26 protein-coding genes and 2 pseudogenes are annotated in these 22502 nt (G+C 70.1%); 13 read left to right on the top strand and 15 right to left on the bottom strand.

All coding sequences use genetic code 11. The annotated features are described in order from the left end of the window. Positions 1-39: 39 nt before the first annotated feature. Positions 40-576, top strand: a pseudogene (locus tag B9H04_RS08820) (DNA adenine methylase); the annotation flags it as partial. A gap of 57 nt (positions 577-633) precedes the next feature. Here B9H04_RS08820 and B9H04_RS08815 read toward each other — a convergent pair. Beyond that, positions 634-1569: a prenyltransferase gene (locus B9H04_RS08815; RefSeq protein ID WP_049930979.1), complete on the bottom strand. Its 936-nt coding sequence runs from the start codon at positions 1567-1569 to the stop codon at positions 634-636. A gap of 3 nt (positions 1570-1572) precedes the next feature. Then, positions 1573-2091 (bottom strand): peroxiredoxin family protein, encoded by a 519-nt coding sequence (locus B9H04_RS08810; RefSeq protein ID WP_049930981.1) that lies wholly within the window; start codon positions 2089-2091, stop codon positions 1573-1575. A gap of 101 nt (positions 2092-2192) precedes the next feature. Between B9H04_RS08810 and B9H04_RS08805 the strand changes: the two genes are divergently transcribed. The 3 genes from B9H04_RS08805 (at position 2193) to B9H04_RS08795 (ending at position 4271) form a co-directional block, all read left to right on the top strand. Next, positions 2193-2942 (top strand): DUF547 domain-containing protein, encoded by a 750-nt coding sequence (locus tag B9H04_RS08805; protein WP_049930982.1) that lies wholly within the window; start codon positions 2193-2195, stop codon positions 2940-2942. Positions 2943-3012: 70 nt separating this feature from the next. Next, positions 3013-3462, top strand: coding sequence for a universal stress protein (locus tag B9H04_RS08800; protein WP_049930984.1), 450 nt, complete (start codon positions 3013-3015; stop codon positions 3460-3462). Next, positions 3462-4271 carry a DUF63 family protein gene (locus B9H04_RS08795; RefSeq protein WP_049930986.1) on the top strand — a complete coding sequence of 270 codons (810 nt, stop codon included), beginning with the start codon at positions 3462-3464 and terminating at the stop codon, positions 4269-4271. Before B9H04_RS08800 ends, B9H04_RS08795 begins: the two co-directional genes overlap by 1 nt. Positions 4272-4295: 24 nt before the next feature. On the opposite strand, the gene B9H04_RS08790 is transcribed toward B9H04_RS08795, so the two are convergent. The 6 genes from B9H04_RS08790 to B9H04_RS08765 all read right to left on the bottom strand — a co-directional run bounded on the left by B9H04_RS08790 (position 4296) and on the right by B9H04_RS08765 (position 9510). Further along, positions 4296-4778 carry a DUF456 domain-containing protein gene (locus tag B9H04_RS08790; protein ID WP_049930989.1) on the bottom strand — a complete coding sequence of 161 codons (483 nt, stop codon included), beginning with the start codon at positions 4776-4778 and terminating at the stop codon, positions 4296-4298. 60 nt (positions 4779-4838) lie between these two features. Continuing rightward, complete coding sequence (locus B9H04_RS08785) at positions 4839-5549, bottom strand: class I SAM-dependent methyltransferase (RefSeq protein ID WP_049930991.1); 711 nt, start codon at positions 5547-5549, stop codon at positions 4839-4841. A gap of 366 nt (positions 5550-5915) precedes the next feature. Beyond that, positions 5916-6497 carry a DUF2150 family protein gene (locus tag B9H04_RS08780; RefSeq protein ID WP_049930992.1) on the bottom strand — a complete coding sequence of 194 codons (582 nt, stop codon included), beginning with the start codon at positions 6495-6497 and terminating at the stop codon, positions 5916-5918. An 85-nt stretch (positions 6498-6582) separates the two neighbouring features. Next, positions 6583-7440 carry a TatD family hydrolase gene (locus B9H04_RS08775; protein WP_085682619.1) on the bottom strand — a complete coding sequence of 286 codons (858 nt, stop codon included), beginning with the start codon at positions 7438-7440 and terminating at the stop codon, positions 6583-6585. Positions 7441-7532: 92 nt separating this feature from the next. Continuing rightward, positions 7533-8561, bottom strand: coding sequence for a VOC family protein (locus tag B9H04_RS08770; protein ID WP_049930996.1), 1029 nt, complete (start codon positions 8559-8561; stop codon positions 7533-7535). A gap of 88 nt (positions 8562-8649) precedes the next feature. Further along, positions 8650-9510: a DUF7260 family protein gene (locus tag B9H04_RS08765; RefSeq protein ID WP_049930997.1), complete on the bottom strand. Its 861-nt coding sequence runs from the start codon at positions 9508-9510 to the stop codon at positions 8650-8652. Between the two features lie 131 nt (positions 9511-9641). Between B9H04_RS08765 and B9H04_RS08760 the strand changes: the two genes are divergently transcribed. Continuing rightward, positions 9642-10007, top strand: a complete 366-nt coding sequence (locus B9H04_RS08760) for a cupin domain-containing protein (protein ID WP_049930998.1) — start codon at positions 9642-9644, stop codon at positions 10005-10007. A 1-nt stretch (position 10008) separates the two neighbouring features. Here B9H04_RS08760 and B9H04_RS08755 read toward each other — a convergent pair whose 3' ends face one another. The 4 genes from B9H04_RS08755 to B9H04_RS08740 form a co-directional block, all read right to left on the bottom strand. After that, positions 10009-10383 carry a hypothetical protein gene (locus B9H04_RS08755; protein ID WP_049931000.1) on the bottom strand — a complete coding sequence of 125 codons (375 nt, stop codon included), beginning with the start codon at positions 10381-10383 and terminating at the stop codon, positions 10009-10011. Then, positions 10380-12833, bottom strand: a complete 2454-nt coding sequence (locus B9H04_RS08750) for a penicillin acylase family protein (RefSeq protein WP_049931003.1) — start codon at positions 12831-12833, stop codon at positions 10380-10382. Before B9H04_RS08750 ends, B9H04_RS08755 begins: the two co-directional genes overlap by 4 nt. A 158-nt stretch (positions 12834-12991) precedes the next feature. Further along, positions 12992-14017: a cell division protein FtsA gene (locus B9H04_RS08745; protein ID WP_049931005.1), complete on the bottom strand. Its 1026-nt coding sequence runs from the start codon at positions 14015-14017 to the stop codon at positions 12992-12994. 51 nt (positions 14018-14068) lie between these two features. Beyond that, a complete protein-coding gene (locus tag B9H04_RS08740; protein ID WP_049931007.1) occupies positions 14069-14959 on the bottom strand; it encodes a DUF7139 domain-containing protein in 891 nt (296 codons plus the stop codon). A gap of 87 nt (positions 14960-15046) precedes the next feature. On the opposite strand from B9H04_RS08740, the gene B9H04_RS08735 reads away from it, so the two are divergent. From B9H04_RS08735 to B9H04_RS08720, 4 genes are all read left to right on the top strand, one after another. Continuing rightward, positions 15047-15223: a zf-TFIIB domain-containing protein gene (locus B9H04_RS08735; protein WP_080508566.1), complete on the top strand. Its 177-nt coding sequence runs from the start codon at positions 15047-15049 to the stop codon at positions 15221-15223. A 3-nt stretch (positions 15224-15226) separates the two neighbouring features. Further along, positions 15227-15991 (top strand): Rho termination factor N-terminal domain-containing protein, encoded by a 765-nt coding sequence (locus B9H04_RS08730; protein WP_085682618.1) that lies wholly within the window; start codon positions 15227-15229, stop codon positions 15989-15991. 2 nt (positions 15992-15993) lie between these two features. Next, positions 15994-16344, top strand: a complete 351-nt coding sequence (locus tag B9H04_RS08725; RefSeq protein WP_049931010.1) for a hypothetical protein — start codon at positions 15994-15996, stop codon at positions 16342-16344. A gap of 121 nt (positions 16345-16465) precedes the next feature. Continuing rightward, the gene (locus B9H04_RS08720) at positions 16466-17638 is read left to right on the top strand and encodes a tubulin/FtsZ family protein (RefSeq protein WP_080508569.1); all 1173 of its coding nucleotides are present in this window, start codon (positions 16466-16468) and stop codon (positions 17636-17638) included. Positions 17639-17848: 210 nt separating this feature from the next. On the opposite strand, the gene B9H04_RS08715 is transcribed toward B9H04_RS08720, so the two are convergent. Then, entirely contained in the window at positions 17849-18832 is a 984-nt protein-coding gene (locus tag B9H04_RS08715) for a DUF7544 domain-containing protein (protein ID WP_049931013.1), read from the bottom strand. Positions 18833-18947: 115 nt separating this feature from the next. Between B9H04_RS08715 and B9H04_RS08710 the strand changes: the two genes are divergently transcribed. Beyond that, positions 18948-19688: a competence/damage-inducible protein A gene (locus tag B9H04_RS08710; protein WP_049931015.1), complete on the top strand. Its 741-nt coding sequence runs from the start codon at positions 18948-18950 to the stop codon at positions 19686-19688. A gap of 82 nt (positions 19689-19770) precedes the next feature. On the opposite strand, the pseudogene B9H04_RS19170 reads toward B9H04_RS08710, so the two are convergent. Both B9H04_RS19170 and B9H04_RS08705 read right to left on the bottom strand, forming a co-directional pair. Continuing rightward, positions 19771-19890: pseudogene (locus B9H04_RS19170) on the bottom strand (short chain dehydrogenase); the annotation flags it as partial. A gap of 173 nt (positions 19891-20063) precedes the next feature. Further along, positions 20064-20387: a HalOD1 output domain-containing protein gene (locus B9H04_RS08705; protein WP_049931016.1), complete on the bottom strand. Its 324-nt coding sequence runs from the start codon at positions 20385-20387 to the stop codon at positions 20064-20066. A 240-nt stretch (positions 20388-20627) separates the two neighbouring features. Here B9H04_RS08705 and B9H04_RS08700 point away from each other — a divergent pair, with 240 nt between their 5' ends. The 3 genes from B9H04_RS08700 (at position 20628) to B9H04_RS08690 (ending at position 22488) form a co-directional block, all read left to right on the top strand. Beyond that, on the top strand, positions 20628-21080 hold the full coding sequence (locus B9H04_RS08700) for a zinc ribbon domain-containing protein (protein WP_049931018.1): 453 nt from the start codon (positions 20628-20630) through the stop codon (positions 21078-21080). Positions 21081-21082: 2 nt separating this feature from the next. Further along, positions 21083-21691 (top strand): TetR/AcrR family transcriptional regulator, encoded by a 609-nt coding sequence (locus B9H04_RS08695; RefSeq protein ID WP_049931021.1) that lies wholly within the window; start codon positions 21083-21085, stop codon positions 21689-21691. Positions 21692-21753: 62 nt separating this feature from the next. Beyond that, on the top strand, positions 21754-22488 hold the full coding sequence (locus B9H04_RS08690; RefSeq protein ID WP_049931023.1) for a CBS domain-containing protein: 735 nt from the start codon (positions 21754-21756) through the stop codon (positions 22486-22488). The last annotated feature ends 14 nt before the right edge of the window (positions 22489-22502 follow it).

Below are 22502 nucleotides of genomic sequence, written 5' to 3'. Positions count from 1 at the left end.
TAGGGTTCGTCGGCAGCGTCGGATGTGGATAATAGACAGGCCCGGCTCTTGTACCTTAACCGGACCTGTTACAACGGCCTCTACCGCGAGAACGCCGACGGCGGGTTCAACGTCCCGATCGGTCGGTACGCCGACCCCGACTGGGTCCAGCGCGACCGGATCCGGCGCGCGAGCGACCTGCTCGCCGACGTCGAGGTCCGGCAGGGCGACTTCGCGTACGTCCTCGACGCCGCCGAGCCGGGCGACCTCGTCTACTTCGATCCCCCCTACGAGCCGATGAGCGCGACCGCGAACTTCAACGAGTACAGCGCGTCCGGGTTCGACCGCGAGGACCAGCGGCGCCTGCTCGACGTGGCCGCCGACCTCGACGACGCCGGCGTGTGGGTCGTGCTCTCGAACAGCGGCGTGATGTACGACGCCTACGTCGACGCGGGGTTCCGCGTCGACCGCGAGGACGCAACCCGCGCGATTAACAGCGACGCCGAGAGCCGCGGCGCCGTCGACGAGATCGTCGCGACCAACGTCCCGCCGGCCGAGCGTTGCGAGGCCGGCCAGCGAGAGCTCTCAAGATACTGAGAACGGCGCGACCGATTCCCCTGACTCCGCCACGCGTCCGCTCCGACTCCGAGCCCCCTACGCGCCCGGCCGGACCCAGAGCGCGACGAACCCCCACGCGACCGTCGTCGTCGCCGCCATCGCGACCATCGTCGCCACCGCGGGCAGCGGCTCCTCGCGCCGCGTGAACTGTCGGTAGCCGGGGACGAGCCCGACGAGCGGGAGCAGCGTCGCCGCGGCCACGACCGGCGGGAGCGCTCGCCCGACGAGGGCGACGGTCGCGACGGCCGCCGTCGCGCCCCCGAGCGCGTACGCGGCCCGGAGCCGCCGGGGCGACCAGCGCGTCGCGAGCGTCCGCTTCCCGACCGCGGCGTCCGCCCGGCGGTCGGGCCACGTCGTCTCCAGGAGGTTCACGAACACCGTGGCGCCGAACGGAAGCGTCGCGAGCGCGGCGGCGGCGGTGACCTCCCCGGCGACGACCGCGAACCCGTACAGCGGGAGCGCGACGCCGCCGAGGAGCGCGTTCGCTGGCGCGCCCAGCCCGTTCCACGCGAGCCGGAGCGGACCGACGGAGTACTGCCAGCCGACGACGAGGATTCCCGCGAGGAGGGCGGCCGCTGTCGGCGGCAGGAGCGCCGCCTCGGCGAGCCCGGTCGCCTCGCTCGCGACCCCGAGGCCGGTCAGGGTCACGCCGAGCCCACCGGCGGCGACCGCACCGCGCAGCGCGATCCTCCGCGGGAGGTCGGTCTCGACCAGCGCGCCGCTCCCGCCCGAGAACGGGGTGCGGTCGGTGAGCGCGTCCGTTTCGACGTCGGCGTATTCGTTAGCGTAGTGGACGCTCGCGGCGACCGGTATCAGCGCCGCGAGCCCGAGTCCGAGCCGCGCTGCGCCCCCCGTCTCGCCGTACCCCCGGCCGTACGCCATCACGACGCCGAGCGCGTACACTAAGCCGATCAGCGCGACCTGCGACGGCCGCGAGAGCCGCCAGAGGGCGGCCGGGACGCGCCGGTCCATCGGTCAGTCGTCGCCCAGCCCGCGGACCTCGGCCAGCAGGTCGTCGATCTCGGGGCGGTCGGCGGGCATCCGACCCTCGTACGCGTACGCGACGACCGGTTCGCCGCCGCGAGCGTCGAGAATCATCGCCACCGGCATCCGCCCGACGAGGTCGTGGAGCGAGCCGAGGACCCCGAACCGCACGGGCTGGTCGTACGCGTCGCTCACGTCGGTCTCGGGGTCGGCGAGCAGCGGGAACGGGAGGTCGTACGAGTCCTGCCACGACCGCGCTCGGCCCACCGGCTCGGGGAGCACGGAGACGACCGTCGCGTTCAGTGCCTCGAACTCGTCGTACCGGTCGGCGATCGCTTGGACCTGCTTCCGGCAGTTCCCGCAGTGGTAGTCGCGCTGGAACAGGAGGACGATCGCGTCGGTGTCGGGGTCCGCGGCCGCGGCCGACAGTGAAAATCGGTCGGGACCCGCTCCCGCGTTCGGCAACTCGAAGTCGGGGACCGCCTCGGCGGACGTCCGAGTGTCGCTCATGGCGCCCGCTACGCGCTCTCGCCGCATAAACGGGGAGTCGGTGTGGCGCACCGCGCGCGGAACCGGGCCAAATATAGGTCAATGACACTCGTTCACGCAGTATGACCGAACGGAGCGGGACCGCCGGCTCGCCCGTCGAAGCTGCGAGCGGCGCGGCCGCGGAGCCCGCTCCGGTCGACGCCGCGCGGGAGTTCCTCCGGGCCGTCCGAACGGACGGCGACGTCGACGCGGCCCGACGACGGCTCGACGCGCTGCCGCCGGCCGCGCTGGACGCCCTCGACGCCGCGGAGCAGCTGGCGTTCTGGATCAACGTCTACAACGCCGCCACCGGGGACGCCCTCCTCGACGACCCGACGCGGCTGTCGAACCGGCGCCGCTTCTTCGCCGCGTCCGTCGTCTCCGTCGCCGGCGCCGACCTGAGCCTCGACGAGATCGAACACGGAATCTTACGCCGCTCGAAGTGGAAGTACGGGCTGGGATACCTGCCGGACCCGTTCCCCTCGGCGTTCGTCCGCCGGCACCGCGTCGCCGATCTCGACCCGCGGATCCACTTCGCGGTCAACTGCGGCGCCACCGCCTGTCCGGCCGTCTTCGCCTACGACCCGGCGACCGTCGACGAGGCGCTCGACCACGCCGCCGAGACGTACCTGCGAGGCGAGACGGTCGTCGCGGACGGCACCGCCCGCGTCCCGCGGCTCATGCTGTGGTACCGCGGGGACTTCGGCGGGAGGAGCGGGATCCGAGAGCGGCTCCGGCGGTACGGGGTGATCGACGCGGACGCGAGGCCCAAGATCCGCTACCGCGAGTACGACTGGACGCCGTCGCTGGAGCCGTTCCGCGGCGGGGAGTGACTCTCGCTCACTCGCGGCCGCCGAGGCCGTTGGGGCGGGCTTTTTGACCTCCCCCGCCGACGACCCGGGTATGACCGATCTCGACATCGACCTCGTCCTCGTGCCCGTCGACGGCAGCGAGGAGTCTCACGAGGCGGTCGATTACGCCATCGCACTCGCGGCGGAGTACGACGCGAGCGTCCACGCGCTGTACGTCCTCGACGAGGAGGTCGTCCGCGCCATCGACCACGGCGTGGTCGACGAGAGCGAGGTGGCCGACGACTCCGAGGCGTTCACCGACTCCGTCGCCCGCCGCGCGGAGACGGCCGGGGTCCCCCACAGCAACTCGATCGCCTACGGCTTCTCCACGTCGGTGAAGACCGTCCACCCGGGAAGCGTCGTCCTCGACACCGCGGAGGAGTTGGAGTCGGACTTCATCGTGGTCCCGCGCGAGCCGGTCTCCGGCGACCCCGGCGAGGTGCTGGGGAAGGCGGCGGAGTATGTCCTCCTGTACGCGAGCCAGCCCGTGCTGTCCGTCTGATGGTCGGCGGCCTCCTCCCGGCCGGCACGACCCTGCCGCCCCTCCCGCACCTCCTCGCCGTCCTGCTCGCGACCGGCGGGGTCGTCGCCGCGCTTCGCCGCCGCCGCCCCGCCGTCACCGGTCGCCGGGTGCTCGCGCTCGCGCCGTGGATGGCGCTCGGCTCCGCCGCGCACGTCCTCTACGTCGTCGACGCGCTCCCGCCCCTGATCGCGCCGCTTGCGGGCTCGCCGACCGTCTACCTCACCGTCGGGTCGCTGGCGGGCGCGGCGTGGCTCGCCGCCGACGCCGCCCGTCCCGAACGGGTCGGGGGCACGCTCGCGACCACCGGCGTCGCCCTCCTCGTCCCCGTCGTCGCGGCCGCGGTCGGGGCCGGACTCTCCCCCGTCGGCGCGCGCTGGTCGGCCGTCGCGCTCGGGCTCACCGTTCCGATCGCCGGGGGCGCTTGGCTCGGGCTGACCCGCTTCCGGCCGGAGGTCGCGGTCACCGGCGGCGTCGGCGCGCTCGCCGTGTTCGGGCACGCGCTCGACGGCGTCTCGACCGCGGTCGGGACGACGCAGCTCGGCTTCGGCGAGCGCACGCCGGTGTCGCGGATCCTCTTAGAGATCGGCGGACTGCCCTCGCTTCCGGTGATCGGCGACGGGTGGCTGTTCCTCCTCGTGAAGCTCGCGGTCGCGAGCGCCGTGGTCTGGCTGTTCGCCGCATACGTCCGGGAGACTCCGGGAGAGGGCTACCTCCTCCTCGGGTTCGTCGCCGCGATGGGGCTCGGCCCCGCGGCGCACAACCTGCTGTTGTTCTCCGTCGCCGCCTGACCGGGGGCTGCGGGTCGTAACGCCTCACCATACGGCGAGCGCGAACACGACCGCGACGCTCGCCAGCATGACGGCTTGGACGAACGCGCTGGCGAGGACGCCGACGGCCGCGTACGCCGCCTGCCGGGCGGCCGCCTCGGGGTCGTCACCGTTCCCGTAGAGGGCGACGACGAAGACGGTCCCGGCCAGCCCGACGACGAGTCCGATCGGTCCCAGCGGGATCAGCAACGCGATGCCGACCAGCGTCCCGGCAACGACGGTCCGGGTCGACGCGCCGCCGAGCCGCCCGGAGACCATGCCGGACAGCAGGTCGACGGCGGAGGCGAGCAGCGAGACGGCGACGAGCGCGACCAGGACGGCGAGCCCCGGCTCGGCGAAGCCGGTGGTGTACGCATAAGCGAGGACGGTCAGCGCCGCGAGGACGCCGCTGGGCACGAACGGAGCGAAGGCGCTGGCCGTCCAGACGACGAGCAGCGCGATCGCAAGTCCGGCCGCGGGAGAGACCATACGAGGCAGACGCGTCGCGCGTTCAAAAACGCGTCTACCGTCGCACCGTCTCGGGTCCCGTCACTTCGGGACGTACACGAGGGGTTCGTACCGGTGGGCGGCGTATGGCTCGGCGTCGTCGGCCAGCGAGAACACGCTCTGCGGCCACGCCCCCAACACCTCGTGGATGCGTTCGTACGAAAGCAAGTTCTCGCCCGCGAGAACGAGTTCGAACCGATCGGTGAAGCGCTCGGGGTCCCACACGGCGTCCTCGCCGAGGTGTTCGTGCGGCGCTTCCGCGATCCGGTTGTAATGGGCCCGCGCGAGCCGGTTGTGGTAGTTGAAGACGAGACACCCACCGGGTTCCACCGCGCCGTAGAGGCGTTCTATCGCCCGTGCGATGTCCGCCACGTAACACAGCGTGAACAGACAGGAGACCACGTCGAACCGGCGGTCAGGGTCGAACTCCGGAAGGACCGCCCGCTCGAAGGCGACCTCGCGGTCGGCTTCGCGTGCGCGTTCGCGGTTCGCCGCGAGGACCGCCTCGGCGGCGTCGTACCCGACGACGGTCGTGTCCGGGTAGCGCTCCGCGACCTCGAACGCGAGGTCGCCGGGCCCGCATCCGACATCGGCGTACGCGTCCGGGCCGTCGCGGAAATTGGCGTCCAGAAACTCGACGAACGGCTCCGCGACGAGGTCCGCGCTCGGCCCCGTGTCCTCGCGCACCGCCTCATCGGCTCCGTCCCAGTACTCGCCCCAGTCGATAGTCCCCGCGTATTGGGTCTCGGTCATCGTTTCGTGGAAGTGATATTTTTGGCGTTCCCTGACCTTTCGGTCGGTTGTTTCGGCCTCAGTCCGAGAATAGAAAAGGAATCGACGAGCAAAAAACTTACCAAAAATATTTACTTTACTGTTTGATTACTATTTCGAGACGGAGAGAATTATATTTTGGGGTCCCGTAGCCGCGTTCCGTCGGACTCGTCCGTAGAACCCGTCGAAACCACTGTCCGACCACGCGTCGACGCCCGTTCGAACGAGGGCGACCCTCTCCGAACAGTTACAGCCCGCTCGGGCAGTGTTCTGGCCCGATCCGCGTGGCCCGCAGGAGTGTGCGTAAACCCGTTCTGACGCCGTCGATGCCGGTCCGGTTCGACGCCGTCAGTCCTCTTCCTCGACGACTTCCGGGTCCTCGATGGCCGACTGGAGGGAGTCGAGCCCGTTGACCCACTCGGAGACGAGGCCGTACTCCAAGTCCTCGACGAGTTCGATGTCGAGCGTCTCGCCGTCGATGACGCGCGTCCCGGCCTGAACGACGTAGCCGAGCGCGGCGTCGAGGTCGTCGCCCTCCTCGGCCTCGGCGGCCGCGCGGACGAACTCGCTCACGTCGCCGTCGACGACGCCGCCGACGAGATACTCCTCGGCCGCGTAGAAGACGGGGACGAGCGAGGTCTGGACGCCGTCGATCAGCATCACCTTGTCCTCGTCGTCGAACTCGACGTCAGCGAGGACGATGTCGCGGATGTCGCGGACCTCCTCGACGGCGCGGTCCTCGTCGATGCGGTCCTCGTCGAACGCGGCCAGCACCTTCACCACGGCGATCGCGGCGTCGTCCTGAAGGTTCAGGAGGAGCCGCGCGGAGTCCTCGTTCTCGGGGTCGATCTCCTCTTCGGCCAGCCTGTCGAGCCAGTTCTGCCAGCGTTCGTCGGTATAGAACGTTTCAACGGCGTCGTCGTCGGTCATGTCCCGTACGTCGCCCGGCCAACTCAAATGCCTTTCCTATCGATCGCCGCCCGAGAGACCGTCTCACTCGCGTGAATCCTCGGATTCAGGACTCGCGTTCCAGCGTCGCTTCGGTGTCGATCCCGTACACGGCCCGGGGAGTCTCGACGTGCGCCCGGCGGACCGCCTCGTCGTGTCCCGCCTCCAGCAGCCAGCGCACCCGGCGCGGGACGGTCTTCGGCCCGAGGACCATGCCCGGACGGTCCGGGTCGTCGACGAAGTCGGTCTCCATCAGGAACGGCTCGCCCGCCTCGGCCGCGCGCTCCAGGCGATCCTTGTCGCTCATCACGCTCGGCGTGACGCCGGCGAGTTCGCCCGCTGCGTAGTGTTTGACGACGCGTGACGGGTCCAGCCCCGACTCCTCGGCGACTGCGGCGAGGTCGGTCAGGTCCTCCGTGGCCTCGGTGTGGAGCTGGACCGCGCAGTCGACCTCCGCGCCGAGTTCGAACGCCCGCCGCGTGACCGCGTTCGACGCCTCCCAGACCGCGTCGCTCACGTCGTAGTGTGGGCGGCCGGACTTCAACGCGAGCGCGTCGCCCTCCGCGACGTACTCGCTCGCGACCTCCAACCCGCCCCGCATGAGGTCGCGGGCCGCCTCGGGGGAGAAGGCGCGCTCGTCGACGAGCCGGCTGGTCAGCCCGGGGTGGACGCCGAGGACGGGCCACGCGCGCCCTGGTAAGACCTCCGTCGCGGCCGCGACCGTCTCCAGCGTCTCCTCGAAGACGGCCCGGAAGTCGTCCGGTTCGTCCGGCTCGACGCCCAGCAGCCACGAGGGCTTGTTCACCACGAGCAGGTGGGTGCCGCCGAGCCGGACGAACTCCTCGACGGCCTCGATCCCGCGGCCGTGTCGGGGGTCGAGGTGGAGGTGGTCGTCCAACACCGGCGTGCCGAGGTCCTCGCTCATGGGCGACCGTTCGGCCGCGCGCGATTAGAAGGATCGGTCCGCGGCGGTCGGGGGCACGGGGGCCGAGAGGGCGACGGACTCGCCGCGCCCGCTCAGTCAGCGCGGTTCGCCGCGAACTTCCCGTCGGGCCGGGGGACGGTCACGGCGGGGAGCTCGGCCTCGATGGCCTCGCGCCGCCCCTCGAACTCCCCGGGCAACACCAGCCGCTTGCCGAGCGCGTCGAGCGGCTCGTCGCTCGCGTAGCCGGGGTCGGCGGTGGCGAGCTCGAAGAGGACGCCCGCGAACTCCCGGAAGTAGACCGAGCGGAACCAGTGGCGGTCGATCTGCTGAGTTGGGCGCAGCCCCATCGACGCGACCGCGTCGCGCATCCCGGACTGGTCGGCGTCGGTCGGTGTCTGGAACGCGACGTGGTGGACCGTGCCGCGGCCGGAGCTCACCTGTCGGTCCGTCTCGACGACGTCGACGTACTTCCCGACCGGGCCGCCAGCCGCGAAGCGAGTCCGCTCGTTCCCGGCCGCGTCGTCCGCCTCCGTCTCGGCCGCCGTCAGCCCCATCGTTCGGAGGAGCCGTTCGGTCCGCTCGGCGTCGCCGAGCCACAGCGTCACGGAGTGGAACCCGCGGATCGCGGCCGACTCGGGGACGAACGCGGTCCACGCCGTCGTCGGATCGTCGTCGGGAACCTCGACCGCGACCAGCTCGACGGGGAGCCCGTCGGGGTCGCGGAAGGGGAGGACCGCCTCGCCGAACCGCTCCTCGCGGGCGTCGTAGTCGACGCCGCGCTCGTCGAACCGGTCCTCCCAGTAGTCGAGGCTCCCCTCGGGCACCCGGAACGCGGTGCGCGAGACCTGACCGGCGCCGACCTCGCCCTCCGGGAGCTCCGTCCACGGGAAGAAGGTCATGCTGGTGCCGGGCGTCCCCTCCGCGTCGCCGTAGAAGAAGTGGTACGTCCCGGGGTCGTCCTGATTGATCGAGCGCTTCACGAGCCGGAGGCCGAGCGTCTCGGCCCAGAAGTCGAGGTTCCGCTGCGGGTCGCCGGCCACGCAAGTTACGTGGTGGATTCCGGGCGTCGGCGCGGGGCCGTCGCCGGTTTCGCCGTCTGTCGAGTCGGGTCCGTCGGTCATGTTACCCCGTAGGTCCCGGACCGACTTGAATCGGCGCGGACACGGATGTTACCGGGTCCCGGCGGCGGTGAGCCGGCGGGGCGACCGGTCACCGAGCCAGCGCCATCGCCCGCTCGATCCGCTCTCTGAGCGCCTCGAGCCGGTCGCCCACGGCGCCGACCGCCGCCAACACCGGATACGTGACGTCGAGGTCCTGGTAGCAGTACCCCGGGAGGTCGAGGTCGCCGTTGAGCGCGAGCCGGCGCGTGTGCTCGGCGAGCACGCGCTGGCGGCGCGCGGCGATCCGGTCGCAGTCGTCGCGGAGCGCCGCGGTCCGGGTCCGGCAGGCGTCGAGCGCGCCGAACCCGGCCGCCGCGTCGTTCCCCTCGTCGCCGAGTTCATCGTCGATCGCCGCGATCTCGGACCGGATCGGGTCGAGGCGGGACGCCGCGCGATCGATCGACTCCAGCTCCGACTCCACGGCGTCGAGGAACGCCTCGCGCTCCTGGACCGCGGTCTCGGCGGCGCTCAGCACCGACCGCTTGTACTCCTCGCGGAAGCAGTCCGTCCGGGTGAGCGCGTACGCCAGCTCGGGGCCGAACTCCTCGGCGACGCTCCGCTCGTAGGTGTCGTCGTACTCCTCGGCGTAGTGCGGGACCGACATCACCGTGGCGCGATACGCGTCCCTGACCGTAACGAGCCGAGAGCCGGGGGCCGCGGCCGCGTCGCCGCGACCGCCCGCCCCGTCGCCGACCGCACTGCGCATCGCGTCGGCGACGCCGGCGAACCCGCCGGGCGCGGAGGCGTCCGCGGGACCGGTGCCCCCACTCTCGCCCGGAATCGACGACACGCGGCTCCGGAACGCCCGGAACGCCTCGCGCTCATCGACGACCCGGCGCCGCTCGACGCGGAGCGCGGCCCGCGCCGCCCGGATCGGATCGCTCCCCTCGTCCGCGTGAATCGCTGCCATGTGTCGCGGCACGGCGACACCTCCCGTAAACGCTTATATGAGACGTATCCGCCACACCGGACGGCTCCGGAGGGGTATATAGCTCTCGGGCCGGGGACAGCGACTTTCCCGCTCCGCCGCCGATCGGCGGCATGGAGAAGGTGGCCCTCGCCGAGGCGTTCGGCTCGTTCGAGGAGACGTGGTCCCCGCGGCTCGCGGGCGAACTCAACGGACAGGCGGTCAAGCTCGCGAAGGCGGACGGCGAGTTCGTCTGGCACAGCCACGCGGACGCCGACGAGCTGTTCTTCGTTCACTCCGGGCGGCTCCGGATCGAGTTCCGCGAGGCGGACAATGTCGTGCTGGAGGAAGGCGAGCTCACGGTCGTCCCGCGCGGGACGGACCACCGCCCCGTCGCCGAGCCGGAGGCCGAGATCCTGCTGTTCGAACCCACCGAGACGCGCAACACGGGCGACGTCGAGACCGACGAGACCGTGACCGACGTGGAGCGGCTGGACTGAGTCACGAGACGACGGCGCGCGCGAGCGACCCGAACAGGGGGAGCGCCAGTCCCGCGCCGACCGTGAGGTAGACGACCGGACGCATCCCCGGCACCGCGGCGGCCGCGGAACCGAGACCGACCGCGAACGCCGCGAGCGCGACGATACCCGCACCGAGCGCGTACGCGACGCCCCGCCGGACCGTCGGCGAGACGAGCGACGCGAGCGCGCCGGCGGCGATCAGCCCGAGCCAGTGGACCGTCGCGAGCGCGACGCCGACTCCCAGCGCGGCGACGAGCGCGACCGCGTGAGAGCGCGGCTCCGTCCGGACGCGTCCGAAGAGAGGCAAGGAGTCGTCGGGGGCCGGCGCGTCGTTCGGGGACGGCGCGTCGCTCACTGCGACCCCTCCGTCGGGGGCTCGAACCGAACCGCCGGTTCGCCGCCCGCGCCGAGCGGCATCGGGCGCTGGTCGTTACCCAGCCAGCGCCGGAGCTGGTCGTCGTAGTGTTCCGAGAAGTAGTCCCCGGAGTTCCCGCCCGGGAGGACCGCGGTCGCGTCGGTCCCCGGGCGCACCACCATCCGCCAGCTCGACCCGACCGCGGACTCGACGCGGTAGTTCTTCACCGTCGCGGGCGAGCCGTCAGCGGACAGTTCGTCGTAGTTCAAGAACGCCGCCTCGCCGCCGAGGGGGTGGGTCATCGCCCGCGTGGTGTTGTAGTCGCCGTACGTCTCCCAACCCTCCTCGCCGATCTCGTCGAGCGCGTCGCGGAGGGCCGCGGCCGCGAGGTCGCCGCGCGAGCCCCCCTCGAACAGTGGGTCGTCGTCGGGGAGCCGCGCGAGCGTCCAGTCGCTCGGGTAGTAGGACTCGCCGAGGCCGCCGTCGGAGAAGGCGGGCTCGAAGATGCGCTCGCGGAACTTCGGCAGGTACCGGGCGAACAGCAGCGCGGCCCGGGAGTCCCGTCGCATTCGGTAGTTCCACTCGTCGAGGGCGTCCGCGGCGTCGACGAGCGGCGGATCGGGGTCGTCGCGGTCGCGGACCGCGGCGACCAGTTCGGGGACGAGTTCCGGGCTGCGCCCGTCGCGCACGTCGTTCTGGAGGGCGCGGTGGAAGTCGGGGTCGGTCGACCCCTCCCCCCCGTCGATCGTCCCCTCGAGACGGTCGGCGATCCGGGCGCCGCGGTACGGGGTCGCGTAGTCGACGCCGACGTAGTGGATCGGGTCGTCGATCGGGCGCTGGTTGGCGGTCGACAGCGCGTCGGGGTCGATCGCGTGCGGCTTCTCCGCGAAGGGGACGAACCCCTCCCACGACGACTCACCGAACGGCTCGAACCCCGCCCACTCCCCCTCGCCGGCGGAGCCGTCGAACACCCGGTCGCCGTCGACGACCTCGCCGTCGGTGCGGCGGATCGGGAGTTTCCCGGTCGCGAAGTAGAGCGTGCGGCCGTCGGCGTCGGCGTACACGAGGTTCTGCGTGGGGAGATCGAAGTTGCGCGTCGCGTCGAGCAGGTCGTCGATCCCCTCGCTGCGTCCGTACGCCTCGATGGCGACGGTGGTGCGCGTCGCGGTGTGGCCGGTCCACGCGACGCCGACCGTCTGATCCTCGCGTTCGATCAGGGGGCCGTGGACGGTTCGGCGCACCCGGACCTCCCGGTCCTCGCCCCCGGCGACCGGGATCGTCTCGCGCTCGTCGACTTCGAAGGGGCGCCACTCCCCGTCGTACTCGTAGCGGTCGCCCGCCTCGTCGATATCGTACCGGTAGCAGTCCAGCACGTCGGCGCCGAGGTTGGTGAACGACCACGTGCCGCGGTCGTTCGCGCCCGCGATGACGAACGGGACGCCCGAGAACGTCGCGCCCCGCACCGACCGCTCGGGGGTGTCGACCGACTGCTCGTACCACAGCGGGGGCGCCTGAAGCGAGAGGTGCGGGTCGTACGCGACGATCGGGCTCCCGCTCGCGGCGTGCTCTCCGGAGACGACCCAGCTGTTCGAGCCGACCCCCGTCGGCGACTCGAAGCCGGAGAGCCAGTCGGTCAGTTCGGGGTCGACGGGGTCGGCGCCGCCCCCAACGTTCGAGGTCGCCTCTAGGTTCGGCGCGCGCTCACCCGCCCCGCGAAGGCTCTCGGCGCCCGTCCCCTCGGAGAGCCGCGTCTCGGTCCCGTCGAGGATCGGGTCGTCGTGGTCGTACCGCGTCGGAAACAGCGTCTCGGCGCGCTCGGATCCGAGGCGGTCGGCGACGAGCGCGCGCCGTAGTTCGGCGAAGCTCCCCGTGAGCGTCCACGAGATCTGCTTTTCCATCAGCATCGAGTCGACGGGGGTCCACGGCTCGGGCTCGTAGCCGATCAGCTCGAACTCCAGCGGGAGCGGTAGGTCCTCAATCGCGGCGTTGACGCCGTCTGCGAACGCCTCGACGAGGGGCCCGGCGCGCGTCTCGGCGACCGCGTCCCACGTGGCCGCGGCGGCGTCGGCGAACCCCATCGCGACGTTGAACTCGTCGCTGTCGAGCGTCGCCTCCCCGATCACCTCCGAGAGCCGGCCGCGCATCACCCGCCGCTGGAGATCCATCGCGAACAGCCGGTCGAACGCCTGACAGTAGCCGACCGCGAAGTACGCCGCGGGCTCCTCGTCCGCCTCGATCTGCGGGACGCCGAACTCGTCGCGGGCGACCGTCGCCGCCCCGTGCGGGCTCTCGACGGTCTCCGGGAGGGACCGGTCGGCGGCGTCCCACGCCTCGCCCGACAGCGGGGCGAACGAGTCGAGGAGGTCGGCCGCGTCGCTCGCCGCCAGTCCGGCGCTGCCGGCCGCGAGGACGCTCGCGAGGACCGCGCGGCGCGTGGTGTCGCGTGTCACCTCACGACCGATGACCCGATTCCTCATTATAATTTGGATCGGATCGGGGAGGTTCACGTATCCGAGCGTGAGCAGTACACGACGGCGAAGCCGTCAGTACGCGCGGACTCCAGTCTGCGCGCTCTCGGACACGCGTAAAAAAAAAAGCCGCGGCGGCGCTACTCCTCGGCGGCGGGCTCTTCGACCTCCTGTTCTTCGGCTTCCTCTTCCTCTTCGGAGCGGGCGGCCACGAGGGCCCCGCTGGCGACGCTGTACATCGGCTCGTCCGGCGAGTGGACGCCGCTGATGGAGAACGGGATGTTCGCGTCTTCGAGGTGGTCGGCGAACAGATCTTCGAAGCCGTTGGGGCTCGAGGTCCCGCCCGTGACGACGACCGGAACGTCGAGGCCCTCCTCGATGTCCTCCTCGTCGACCTCGCTGGTGATGTTCTCTATCACGTAGTCGAGCAGGTTCTCGTAGTAGATGGCGAGCGCCCCCTCGACGCCCCCCACGTCTGTCCGGAAGTCCAGCTCGAAGTCGTCCTCTTTGATGGAGGTCACCTTGTCGACCGGCGTCCCGGTCGCCTGCGCGGTCTGCTCGTCCACCCAGTCGCCGCCGCGGGCGATAGAGAACTTCATGACCGGAACCGCGTAGTACGCCAGACAGACGTTGGTCATCCCCGCGCCGAAGCTGATCCCCAGCCCGGTGAAGTTGTTGTCGGCCAGCTCGGAGTAGATGACCGCCATGCCCTCGTTGATCGGCTCCGGGTCGTACCCCATGTCGCCGAGCATCGACTCCAGCGTTTTCTCGTGATACAGCGTCGAGAGGTCCGAGTCGATGGGGTCAGCCGGACTGGAGTAGTAGAGCCGCTCGTTGTGCCGCGACGGCTCGCCGACGACCTGCTCCGTGATGAGCTTGATCATCGGGATCGCCGAGGACTCGTCGCTCGAGAGGATCCCGTGTTGCATCGGGCGACGGGTCTCTTGGTTGAAGATGTTCGCGAAGTTGAGCGCGTCGTCCCCGACGACGTACACCTGATCGTCTTTTCGGATGTGGAGGACCTCGCTCCGGGAGAGCATCTGCTCGGCCATGTCGCTGTACTCGATCTCGACGAACGAGTTCCGCTGTTGCACGAAGACGGTTTCTGCGCCTTCCTGACGCGCGGAGAGAATATTCATCGTGCCAACGTCAAGTCCCTTGGCCATACGCTAACCTCAAAGCGAATCCACATAAGTTTTCGTAGGAAGACAGGATGCTTAGAACAGCCCGCGGATCCGGTCGATGAGCCCCTCGCCGGTCGCATCGGTCTCCTCCTCCTCGCGCTGCTGTTCGCGGAGCTCCCGGAGCGCGGCCGCCTGGTCGTCGGTCCCCTCGCCGCTCGCGGTCTCGACCTCCCCGCCCTGGAGGCCCTGTAGCTGTGAGACCGCGTCGGAGACGTTGCCGTCGCTGGTCCGGGTCTCGATCCCGGAGTCCGGCAGATTCTCGCTGTCGATGTCGTCGATGGCGCTCGTGTCGAGGTTCAGCCGTCGCGTCTCCGTGCGGCTGACGCCGCCCCAGGAGAGCTCCGCGTCGTCGAGCGCGCTGTCGATGTCGGACCGTACCTGCTCGTCGCTGACGGTCTCCGTCTCCTCCGCGTCCGCCTCGGTCGCCTCGGCCTCGCCCGTCTCGTCGACCGCGCGCTCGACCCGGTGGGCGACGAGGGCCGCGCCGGTCGCGGCGACCACGAGCGCGATACCGACGCTGTAGAGGGCGATGACCTGCGCGCTGTAGTCCGGCGGCACGGTCACGTTCCAGTCCTGCGGGTAGGCCCACACGAAGAGGCCGACCGCGACGAGGTCGATCACCGAGCCCGCGGCGGCGACGTACAGCATCCGCTTGTCGACCGGCAGCAGGACAACGATTCCGAGCAGCAGCGCCGGGAATCCGACCGCGCTGGCGACGCCGGCGACCTCGCGGATCGCGTACGAGGACGACGAGGCCGCCGGCAACGTCGCGCTGTAGAGGAACACCACGACGCTGACGGCACCCGCGACCAGTCCGACGAAGAAGAGGCCGAACCCGGCGTACACGTCGACGGTCCGGTCGGGGTCGCCGATGTATCGTCGGTAGTACCGGAGGAGTTGGTTCGAGTCGGTCGCCTCGCTCATACGGGAGCGTTCCGCCCCGACTGTAATCATTGTTCCCCCCGACCCTAGTCCTTAACAACTCCGCGACTGAGGTTCAACTGATCAACAGTGGAGCCGGACTGTCCACGGTGTGGCGACAGCCTGACCGCGTTCACGCTGGCGGGCGTCGAGGCGCTCGCGTGCGAGGCGTGCGGCTACGTCGGCGTCGAGGCCGATCACTCCGGCGATCGGACGGTCGTCGAGAGCTGGGACGACGCGCTCCGGCGGTTCCACGAGGAGTCCTGACCCATGCCATCGATCGACATCACCGACGACCAACGCGACCGCATCGCCGCGCTGCGCGAAGAGCTCACCGACGCGCACGCCGACAGATACACCTCGGTCACACTGCGCGACACCGTGGCCTCCCTCCTCGACCTCGCCGACGCCGTCGACGACCCCGACCGCCGGGCGGCGGTCGATACCAACCGATCGGAGGCCGACGACGACGACGACGGCGGGTTTCCGCGGGAGCGGCTCGAAGCGCGGCTTCGCGAGCGTAATCGCCGCCACAGCGACGCAAACCCGGACGACCCGATGGACCTGTACAGCATCGCTGCGGAGTACGACGTCTCGGGCCGCAGCAGCATGACCAAGGGAGAGCTCGTGACGGCGATCCTCGACGTCGCCGAACGGCGCTACACGGCCCCGTTCGCGCCGGTCGACGTCGAGTTACCCGACGCCGACCACGACGGTGGCTCCGGAGCAGACACCGACTCCGCCGAGGGCGGTTCCGAAGCGGACCACGACGACGACGACGGTAGTCCCGAAGCGGACCACGACAACGCCGAGGACGGCGGCGACGAGAGCGATACCGCCGCCGAGTCCGACGCCGACGACCAAGCCGGAGACGACGGTCAGCTCAACGCGATGTTGAGCCTGCTCGAAACGCACAGCGACAAGTGGGACTCGGCCGACGGCGACGCCCGCTACGAGGTCGAACTGCCGGACGGGAGCGTCGAGACCGCGCGCACCAAAGACGACGTTCGCGCGGCCCTGTTTAAACACTACTAACGATGGGACTTCTTGACACACTCAGATCGTGGCTCGGCCTCGGCGGCGACGCCGACGGAGACGGGGACCCACACGCGAACGCCGAGGTCGATACCCCGGCCGCCGACGAGACCGACGGCTCGGCCGCCGACGAAACTGGCACCGAGGCCGCAGCGGAGCCGAAACTCGATCCGAGCGGCGTGACCGAAACCCGGGTCGAATCGACGGACAGCGCCGTCGACGCACTCAAGCAGGCTCGTAACGAAGGCGGCGACGACGACACCGGGGCGACTCCTGCCGACGGTCCGAGCGTCGGTGCCGATCCGTCGACCGAACGGCGCGACTCCGACGCGTCCGCGGACGACGACTCGTGACGCCACTCCCGCCTGTGAACACCGCGGCTTCCTGTACCGGGGAAGCAGTCGTTCACGCTACGCTGAGGCGGCTTCTAACCTTTATCAGTCCGACCCGCGTAGATACATGCGGTGTGTTCACGTGAAACTCGCATTGATCGGGGTCGGACAGGCAGGTGGGAAGGTAGTCGACGAGTTCCTGGCCTACGACGCACAGACGGGCGCAGACATCGTTCGGGGAGCGATCGCCGTCAACACGGCGAAGGCGGACCTCAACGGGATCGACCGCCTTCCGGAGGACCGCCGGATCCTGATCGGGCAATCGCGGGTCAAGGGCCACGGGGTGGGCGCGGACAACGAACTGGGCGCGGAAGTGGCCGAGGAGGACATCGACGAGATCCAGGGGGCGCTCGACTCGGTGCCGGTCCACGAGATCGACGCGTTCCTCGTCGTTGCGGGGCTGGGCGGCGGGACGGGATCGGGTGGCGCACCCGTGATCGCGAAGAACCTCAAACGGATCTACACCGAACCCGTCTACGGGCTCGGCATCCTCCCCGGCAGCGACGAGGGCGGGATCTACACGCTGAACGCCGCCCGCTCGCTCAAGACGTTCGTCGACGAGGTGGACAACCTCATGCTGTTCGACAACGACGCGTGGCGCAGTTCGGGCGAGTCCGTCGGAGAAGGGTTCGACGCGATCAACAGGGAGTTGGTCCAGCGGTTCGGCGTGCTCTTCAGCGCCGGCGAAATCACCGAGGGGAGCGACGTCGCCGAGAGCGTGGTCGACTCCTCCGAGATCATCAACACGCTCAAGGGCGGCGGCATCTCGTCGCTGGGGTACGCCGACGTCGAGGTCGACGAACCGAAGCGGTCGGGGTTGCTCTCGCGGTTCGGCAACGATTCGAACGAGGGGATCGACAGCACGGAGGCCACCAATCGGATCACGAGCCTCGTCCGGAAGGCGACGCTCGGTCGGCTCACTCTGCCGTGTGAGGTGAGCGGGACGGAGCGGGCGCTGCTCGTCGTCGCCGGGCCGCCGGAGTATCTCAACCGGAAGGGCATCGAGCACGGTCGCAAGTGGCTCGAGGAACAGACCGGGTCGATGGAGGTCCGCGGCGGCGACTACCCGCGACGCGGCGAGGGAACCGTCGCGGGGCTCGTCCTGCTCGGCGGCGTGACGAACGTCCCGCGAGTGAAGGAGCTTCAGCAGGTCGCGGTCGAGGCGCAACAGAATCTGGGCGAGATCACCGACGAGAGCGAGGACCGCTTCACCGAGCTGATGGATAGCGACGGGGAGCTGGAGTCGCTGTTCTGACCGTCATCGCCTACTCGGAGCCGTCCTCCGAGGCGCCTCGGGCGGGGCCCGCTCCGGCACCCGGCCCGAGAGCGTGAGACGCACGCGCGGCGGCGATCACGCGGACGCGGTCGGCGAAGTGCTCGATCCGTTCCACCGACCCGGGGCTCTCGCATGCGAGCGGCCCCGAAGCGGAGTCGCTCGACGCTCGGTGCCGGGAGAGCGACCTCGTCACCGATCCTCGGTCGACGGCCGCCCGTCGGCGAGGATGTCGAACGACTCCTCGATGTCGCCGAGCACGAGCAGCGCGTAGTACCGGAGGTACGTCACGACGGGGACCTGTGAGAGCGTCCCGACGACGAGCAACGCGACGCCGAACAGCACCGCGAGCGGGACGAGGAGGGCGAGTCCGAGCGGCGACGTCACCGAGACGGTCGCGTGTACGATCGCGACCGCGACGAGGACGGGGACCAGGAGCGCGAACGCGACGAGCGCGACCGCGATCGAGACGACGACCCCGGTGGCGACCGTCAACAGGAACGCGACCGCGACGTACGCCAGGTACTGTTTCCACGCCGCCCTGACCGACGGCCAGAGGCGACGCCACGCCGCGACGACGCCCGAGTCCGACTGAATCATGAGCGGCACGACGAACGCGGTCGTGAACCCCGAGACCAACGCGTACCCGGCGCTGATGAGAGCCAGCACCGGGATCCCGACGAGGAACGCCGTGGCGGAGCGCGCGGGGTCGCGCCCGGTCAGGACGGGAACGGCGAGCAGTGCGACCCAGCCGCCGAACAGCGCGAGCACCGGGAGTCCGATCGCGACTCGGAACCCGAACAGGGGGATCCCCTGCCGCCAGCGTCGGCGCCAGTGGCCTCGGAGCGACACCTCGCCGGTGCGGAGCGACTCGATCAACACGAACTCCATGACCGCTCCGACCAGGCCGAACAGCCCGAGGAGCAGGAGGCCGACAGCGACGACCGCGGCTGCGAGCGTCAGCAGCTCGACCGGGAGCCCGGAGGGAATTTCGCCGGGAGAAACCTCTCCCGTCGGAGCCGACGTGCTGAACTGTGTCGTCGGGAAGCTCACGCCACCGCCGACGAAGAACACGACGACCGCGAGCTTCAGCCAGCGGCGCACGGTGACGGGCGTCAGAAACGCTCGAGTGACACCGAGCGCTTCCTCGACGTTTTCGACTGCGTGGAGGGCCATGCGTCGAGGTACACGGATCGCGTAGTTAGCCCTTCTGGTGGCTTCCGTCGGGACTTACCGCGGCACCTTCAGGTGCGGGAAACCTACATCCGTCGCCCGACCGTACGAGATACTGATGGAGGTCGCGCTGATCACGGTGGGTGACGAACTGCTCTCGGGCGACACGGTGAACACGAACGCCAACTGGCTCGCCGCCGAACTGAGCGAGCGCGGCGTCGCCGTGGCACGGATCCTCTCGATCCCCGACGACAGGGGGGAGATCGCCGACCGAGTCCGGGAGTACGCCGCGGACTTCGACGCCGTAATCGTCACCGGCGGCATCGGCAGCACCCCCGACGACGTGACGATGGAGGCGGTCGCGGACGCGTTCGACCGCGAAATGGCCGTCACCGACCTCACGCGCGAGTCCGTCGAGCGCCGGCTGGCGGCGATCCGCGAGCGGGTCCCCGACCGCGAGTTCGACGTCGACGTCGAGGCCGAAGCGGCGGTCCCCGAGGGGAGCCGCCCGCTGGTGACTGACGCGGGGCTCGCGCCCGGCTGCGTGGTCGAGAACGTCTACGTCCTGCCCGGCATCCCGGACGAGCTGAAGGCGACCTTCGAGACGGTCGCCGACGAGTTCGCCGGGGACCGCCGCTCCCGGTTCCTGTACACCGTCGAACCGGAGTCGAACATCGTGCCCGCGCTGCGGGAGGCGATGGACCGGTTCGACGTCGCCGTCGGCTGTTACCCCGACCGCGAGGCGGAGCACAACCGGCTGAAGGTGACCGCCACCGACGACGACGCGCTCTCGGCGGCCGCGGCGTGGCTGCTGTCGAACGTCGACGCGAGCGAGACGCCGGTGTCTCGCGACTGGTGACGCGGGCGACGCGGGCAACGCGGGCGAGACGACTCAGTCCGCGGGCTGTCCGCCGTCGACGGAGTCGGTCAGGCCTCTCGGTCGCCACGATGTCCGCCACCATGACGCTCGCCGCCTCCTCGGCGAAGCGCAGCGCCGAGGCGCGGCCGATGCCCGAGCCCGCACCGGTGACCGGCGCCGTCTTCCCGCCGACTCCGCTCACGATTCGATGTCTCGGTCCCGCCGGCGCCTCAAATCCCTTCAGGAACAGGGACCGACAGCGTCGAGCGGTAACGGCCGACCATCGCCTCCGGTCGCCCGTCCGGACCGGTGGGTGACCAGCGAAAAGAGCGTATTGGCGCGAGCGACTCGGTGCCACGGCTGCTCCGCGACGTCTCAGCCGTCCGCGGCGGGCGTCTCGTCGGCGGGGCTGGCCGAGATCCGTCCGCTGCTGTGGACCGAGACGACACACTCCGAGAGAACGAACTTGACCACCCCGGTCGAGGGCGTCGCCTCCCCGTCGCCCTCGCCGAACAGTCGGCTGAGGGCCGCCGCGTGCGCGCGGTCGTACCGGGACGCGACCGTCGAGCGGGCCGTCCCGGTGGCGTTCGAGACGGCGTCGGTGACGGCCTCGTAGAGGGCCGACTCGTCCCAGTGAGCGAGCTGGCGGTCGTGCCACGGTTTCGTCGATTCGTCGGCGGATCGGGGGTTGCGGGTCATTGGTCGAACGCGGGCGTCAGTTCGCCCGTAACTTCTACTGAACGTTCGGTAAGTATCAACCTTTCGTCCGCGTTTGGCGTCGAAGGGGGCGACTCCCCGTCGGTGTTCGGAAGTCGCCTCTAGCGCTGTATGACGGGGATTCTGGCAGGTAGACGACTTTGAGACCGCGGAAAGCGCTCTCGGCACACACCCAGAGACGCGGACGAAGCACTTTTACCTACCGAACGTTCAGTATTTAGTATGGCACGCGTTTCGCTCCGAAAGAATCCGCTGCTCGCCGCCCTGTTGGGGACGTTGGCCACCGGGCTCGGCCACCTGTACCTCCGGCGTTGGGTCCGCGCCCTCGGGTGGCTCTCGGCCAGCTTCGCCGCGACGGTCCTGTTCGTCCCCGAATCGACACTGTCCGCCGTGAGTTCGGGGACGCTCGTGGACCCGTTCTCGCTGCTCCCGCTCGTCCTCGTCACCGGTATCAGCGTCCTCGACGCGTACCTCGTCGCGAACGCCGAGCGTCGGTCCGACGACGCTCGGGCGAGCGATGCGGCGAGAGCGACGGAGGCGGACGAATCGCCGACCTGTCCCGCCTGCGGGAAGCCTGTCGACCCGGACATCGGGTTCTGTCACTGGTGTACGACCGAGTTCGAAGCCCTCGACGACGCCGGCACCGGACGGGTCGACGAGCGGGGAGACGAGTGACGATGGCCGCCGACGCACCCAAGCGGGACTGGAGCGCCGCCGAAGCGGAGATCATGGAGGCGACCTACCGAGCGCTGCTCGAACACGGCTACGCCGGGCTGTCGATCTCGCGGATCGCCGCCGAACTCGGCAAGTCCAAGGCCGCCATCTACTACCACTACGACGCCAAAGACGAGCTCCTGGCAACGTTTCTCGAGTTTGCCGTCGACAGGTTCGAAGCGACCGTCGCGACCGAGACCGGCGACGAGCCGACGGCCGACCTCGAACACGTCATTGAGAAGCTCCTGCCGCTCCAACCGGACGAGGAGCAGCGCCAGCTCCAGGCCGTCTTGGTCGAGCTCCGGTCGCAGGCCGTGACGAACGAGGTGTTCCGCGAGCAGTTCACGCGGATCGACGACCGGTTAGCGGCCGCCATCCGGGACATCGTCGAGCGCGGCATCGACGAGGGGACGTTCCGCGACGTCGACCCGTCGCGGGTCGCGGAGCACGTCTTGGCGACTGTCAACGGCGCGATGTACGCCCGCGCGACGACCGACCGCGAGAGCGCCGCGGCGGCGACCCGGGTCTCGCTCGCCTCGTACATCGACTCCGAACTCCGGCGTCACCCGTGAGCGGAGCGGTGACACGACCGCGCGGAGACGCGTAGCTCTCCCCGCGACGACACGACAGCATCATGTACACTATCGCAGACCTCCCGATCGACAACCGACTCCGGACCGTCCAGTACGACCTCGAGCTCGAAACGGCCCTCCGCCGGATGTTCGAGAACGAATACACGCAGGTCGGCGTCGAACGCGACGGCGAGCTCGTCGGGATTGTCACCTACCGATCCGTCGTCCGGACGCTGCTCGCGTTCCACCAGCTGGACGTGGGCCACAAGACGCTGGACAAGATATCGGTCGGGGCGGCCGTCGAGGACGCGCACACGGTCAGCGAGGACGAGACCGTCCTCGCGGTGTTCGACGCGCTCGCGGAGCACACGTACATCGTCGTCGACGGGGGCGAGGCGTGGCAGATCCTGACCGACTACGACCTCCTGACGCGGCTGAAGCGGATGCTCGAACCGTTCCTGCTGATCGAGTCGATCGAGATGCGGCTTCGCGAGCTCCTCGCGCGGGCGTTCGGCGACGCGCTGTCAGACGAGCTGGCCGCGACGTTCGACGAGGACCACCCGCTGCCGACGCCGGCGTCAGTCGACCACTGTAGCTACGCGCACTACGCCCAGTTCATCTCCATCCACTGGGCGGAGTTCGAGCCGATCTTCGACGACCAGCAGGACGTGATCCGCGAGCTCGTGCTCGAAATCGGCGACATGCGGAACCGACTCTTTCACTTCCGGGTCGACGACCCGGAGGAGTTCGACCGCGATCTCCTCCGGTTCGGCCAGTCGTACTTCTCTTCCGTGTGAGTCTCGCCGAGCGC

The organism is Halorubrum ezzemoulense DSM 17463 (genome assembly GCF_002114285.1).
Lineage (GTDB): Archaea > Halobacteriota > Halobacteria > Halobacteriales > Haloferacaceae > Halorubrum > Halorubrum ezzemoulense.
Note: the sequence above shows the minus strand (reverse complement) of the source record. Positions and strands in the feature narration are given on the sequence as shown.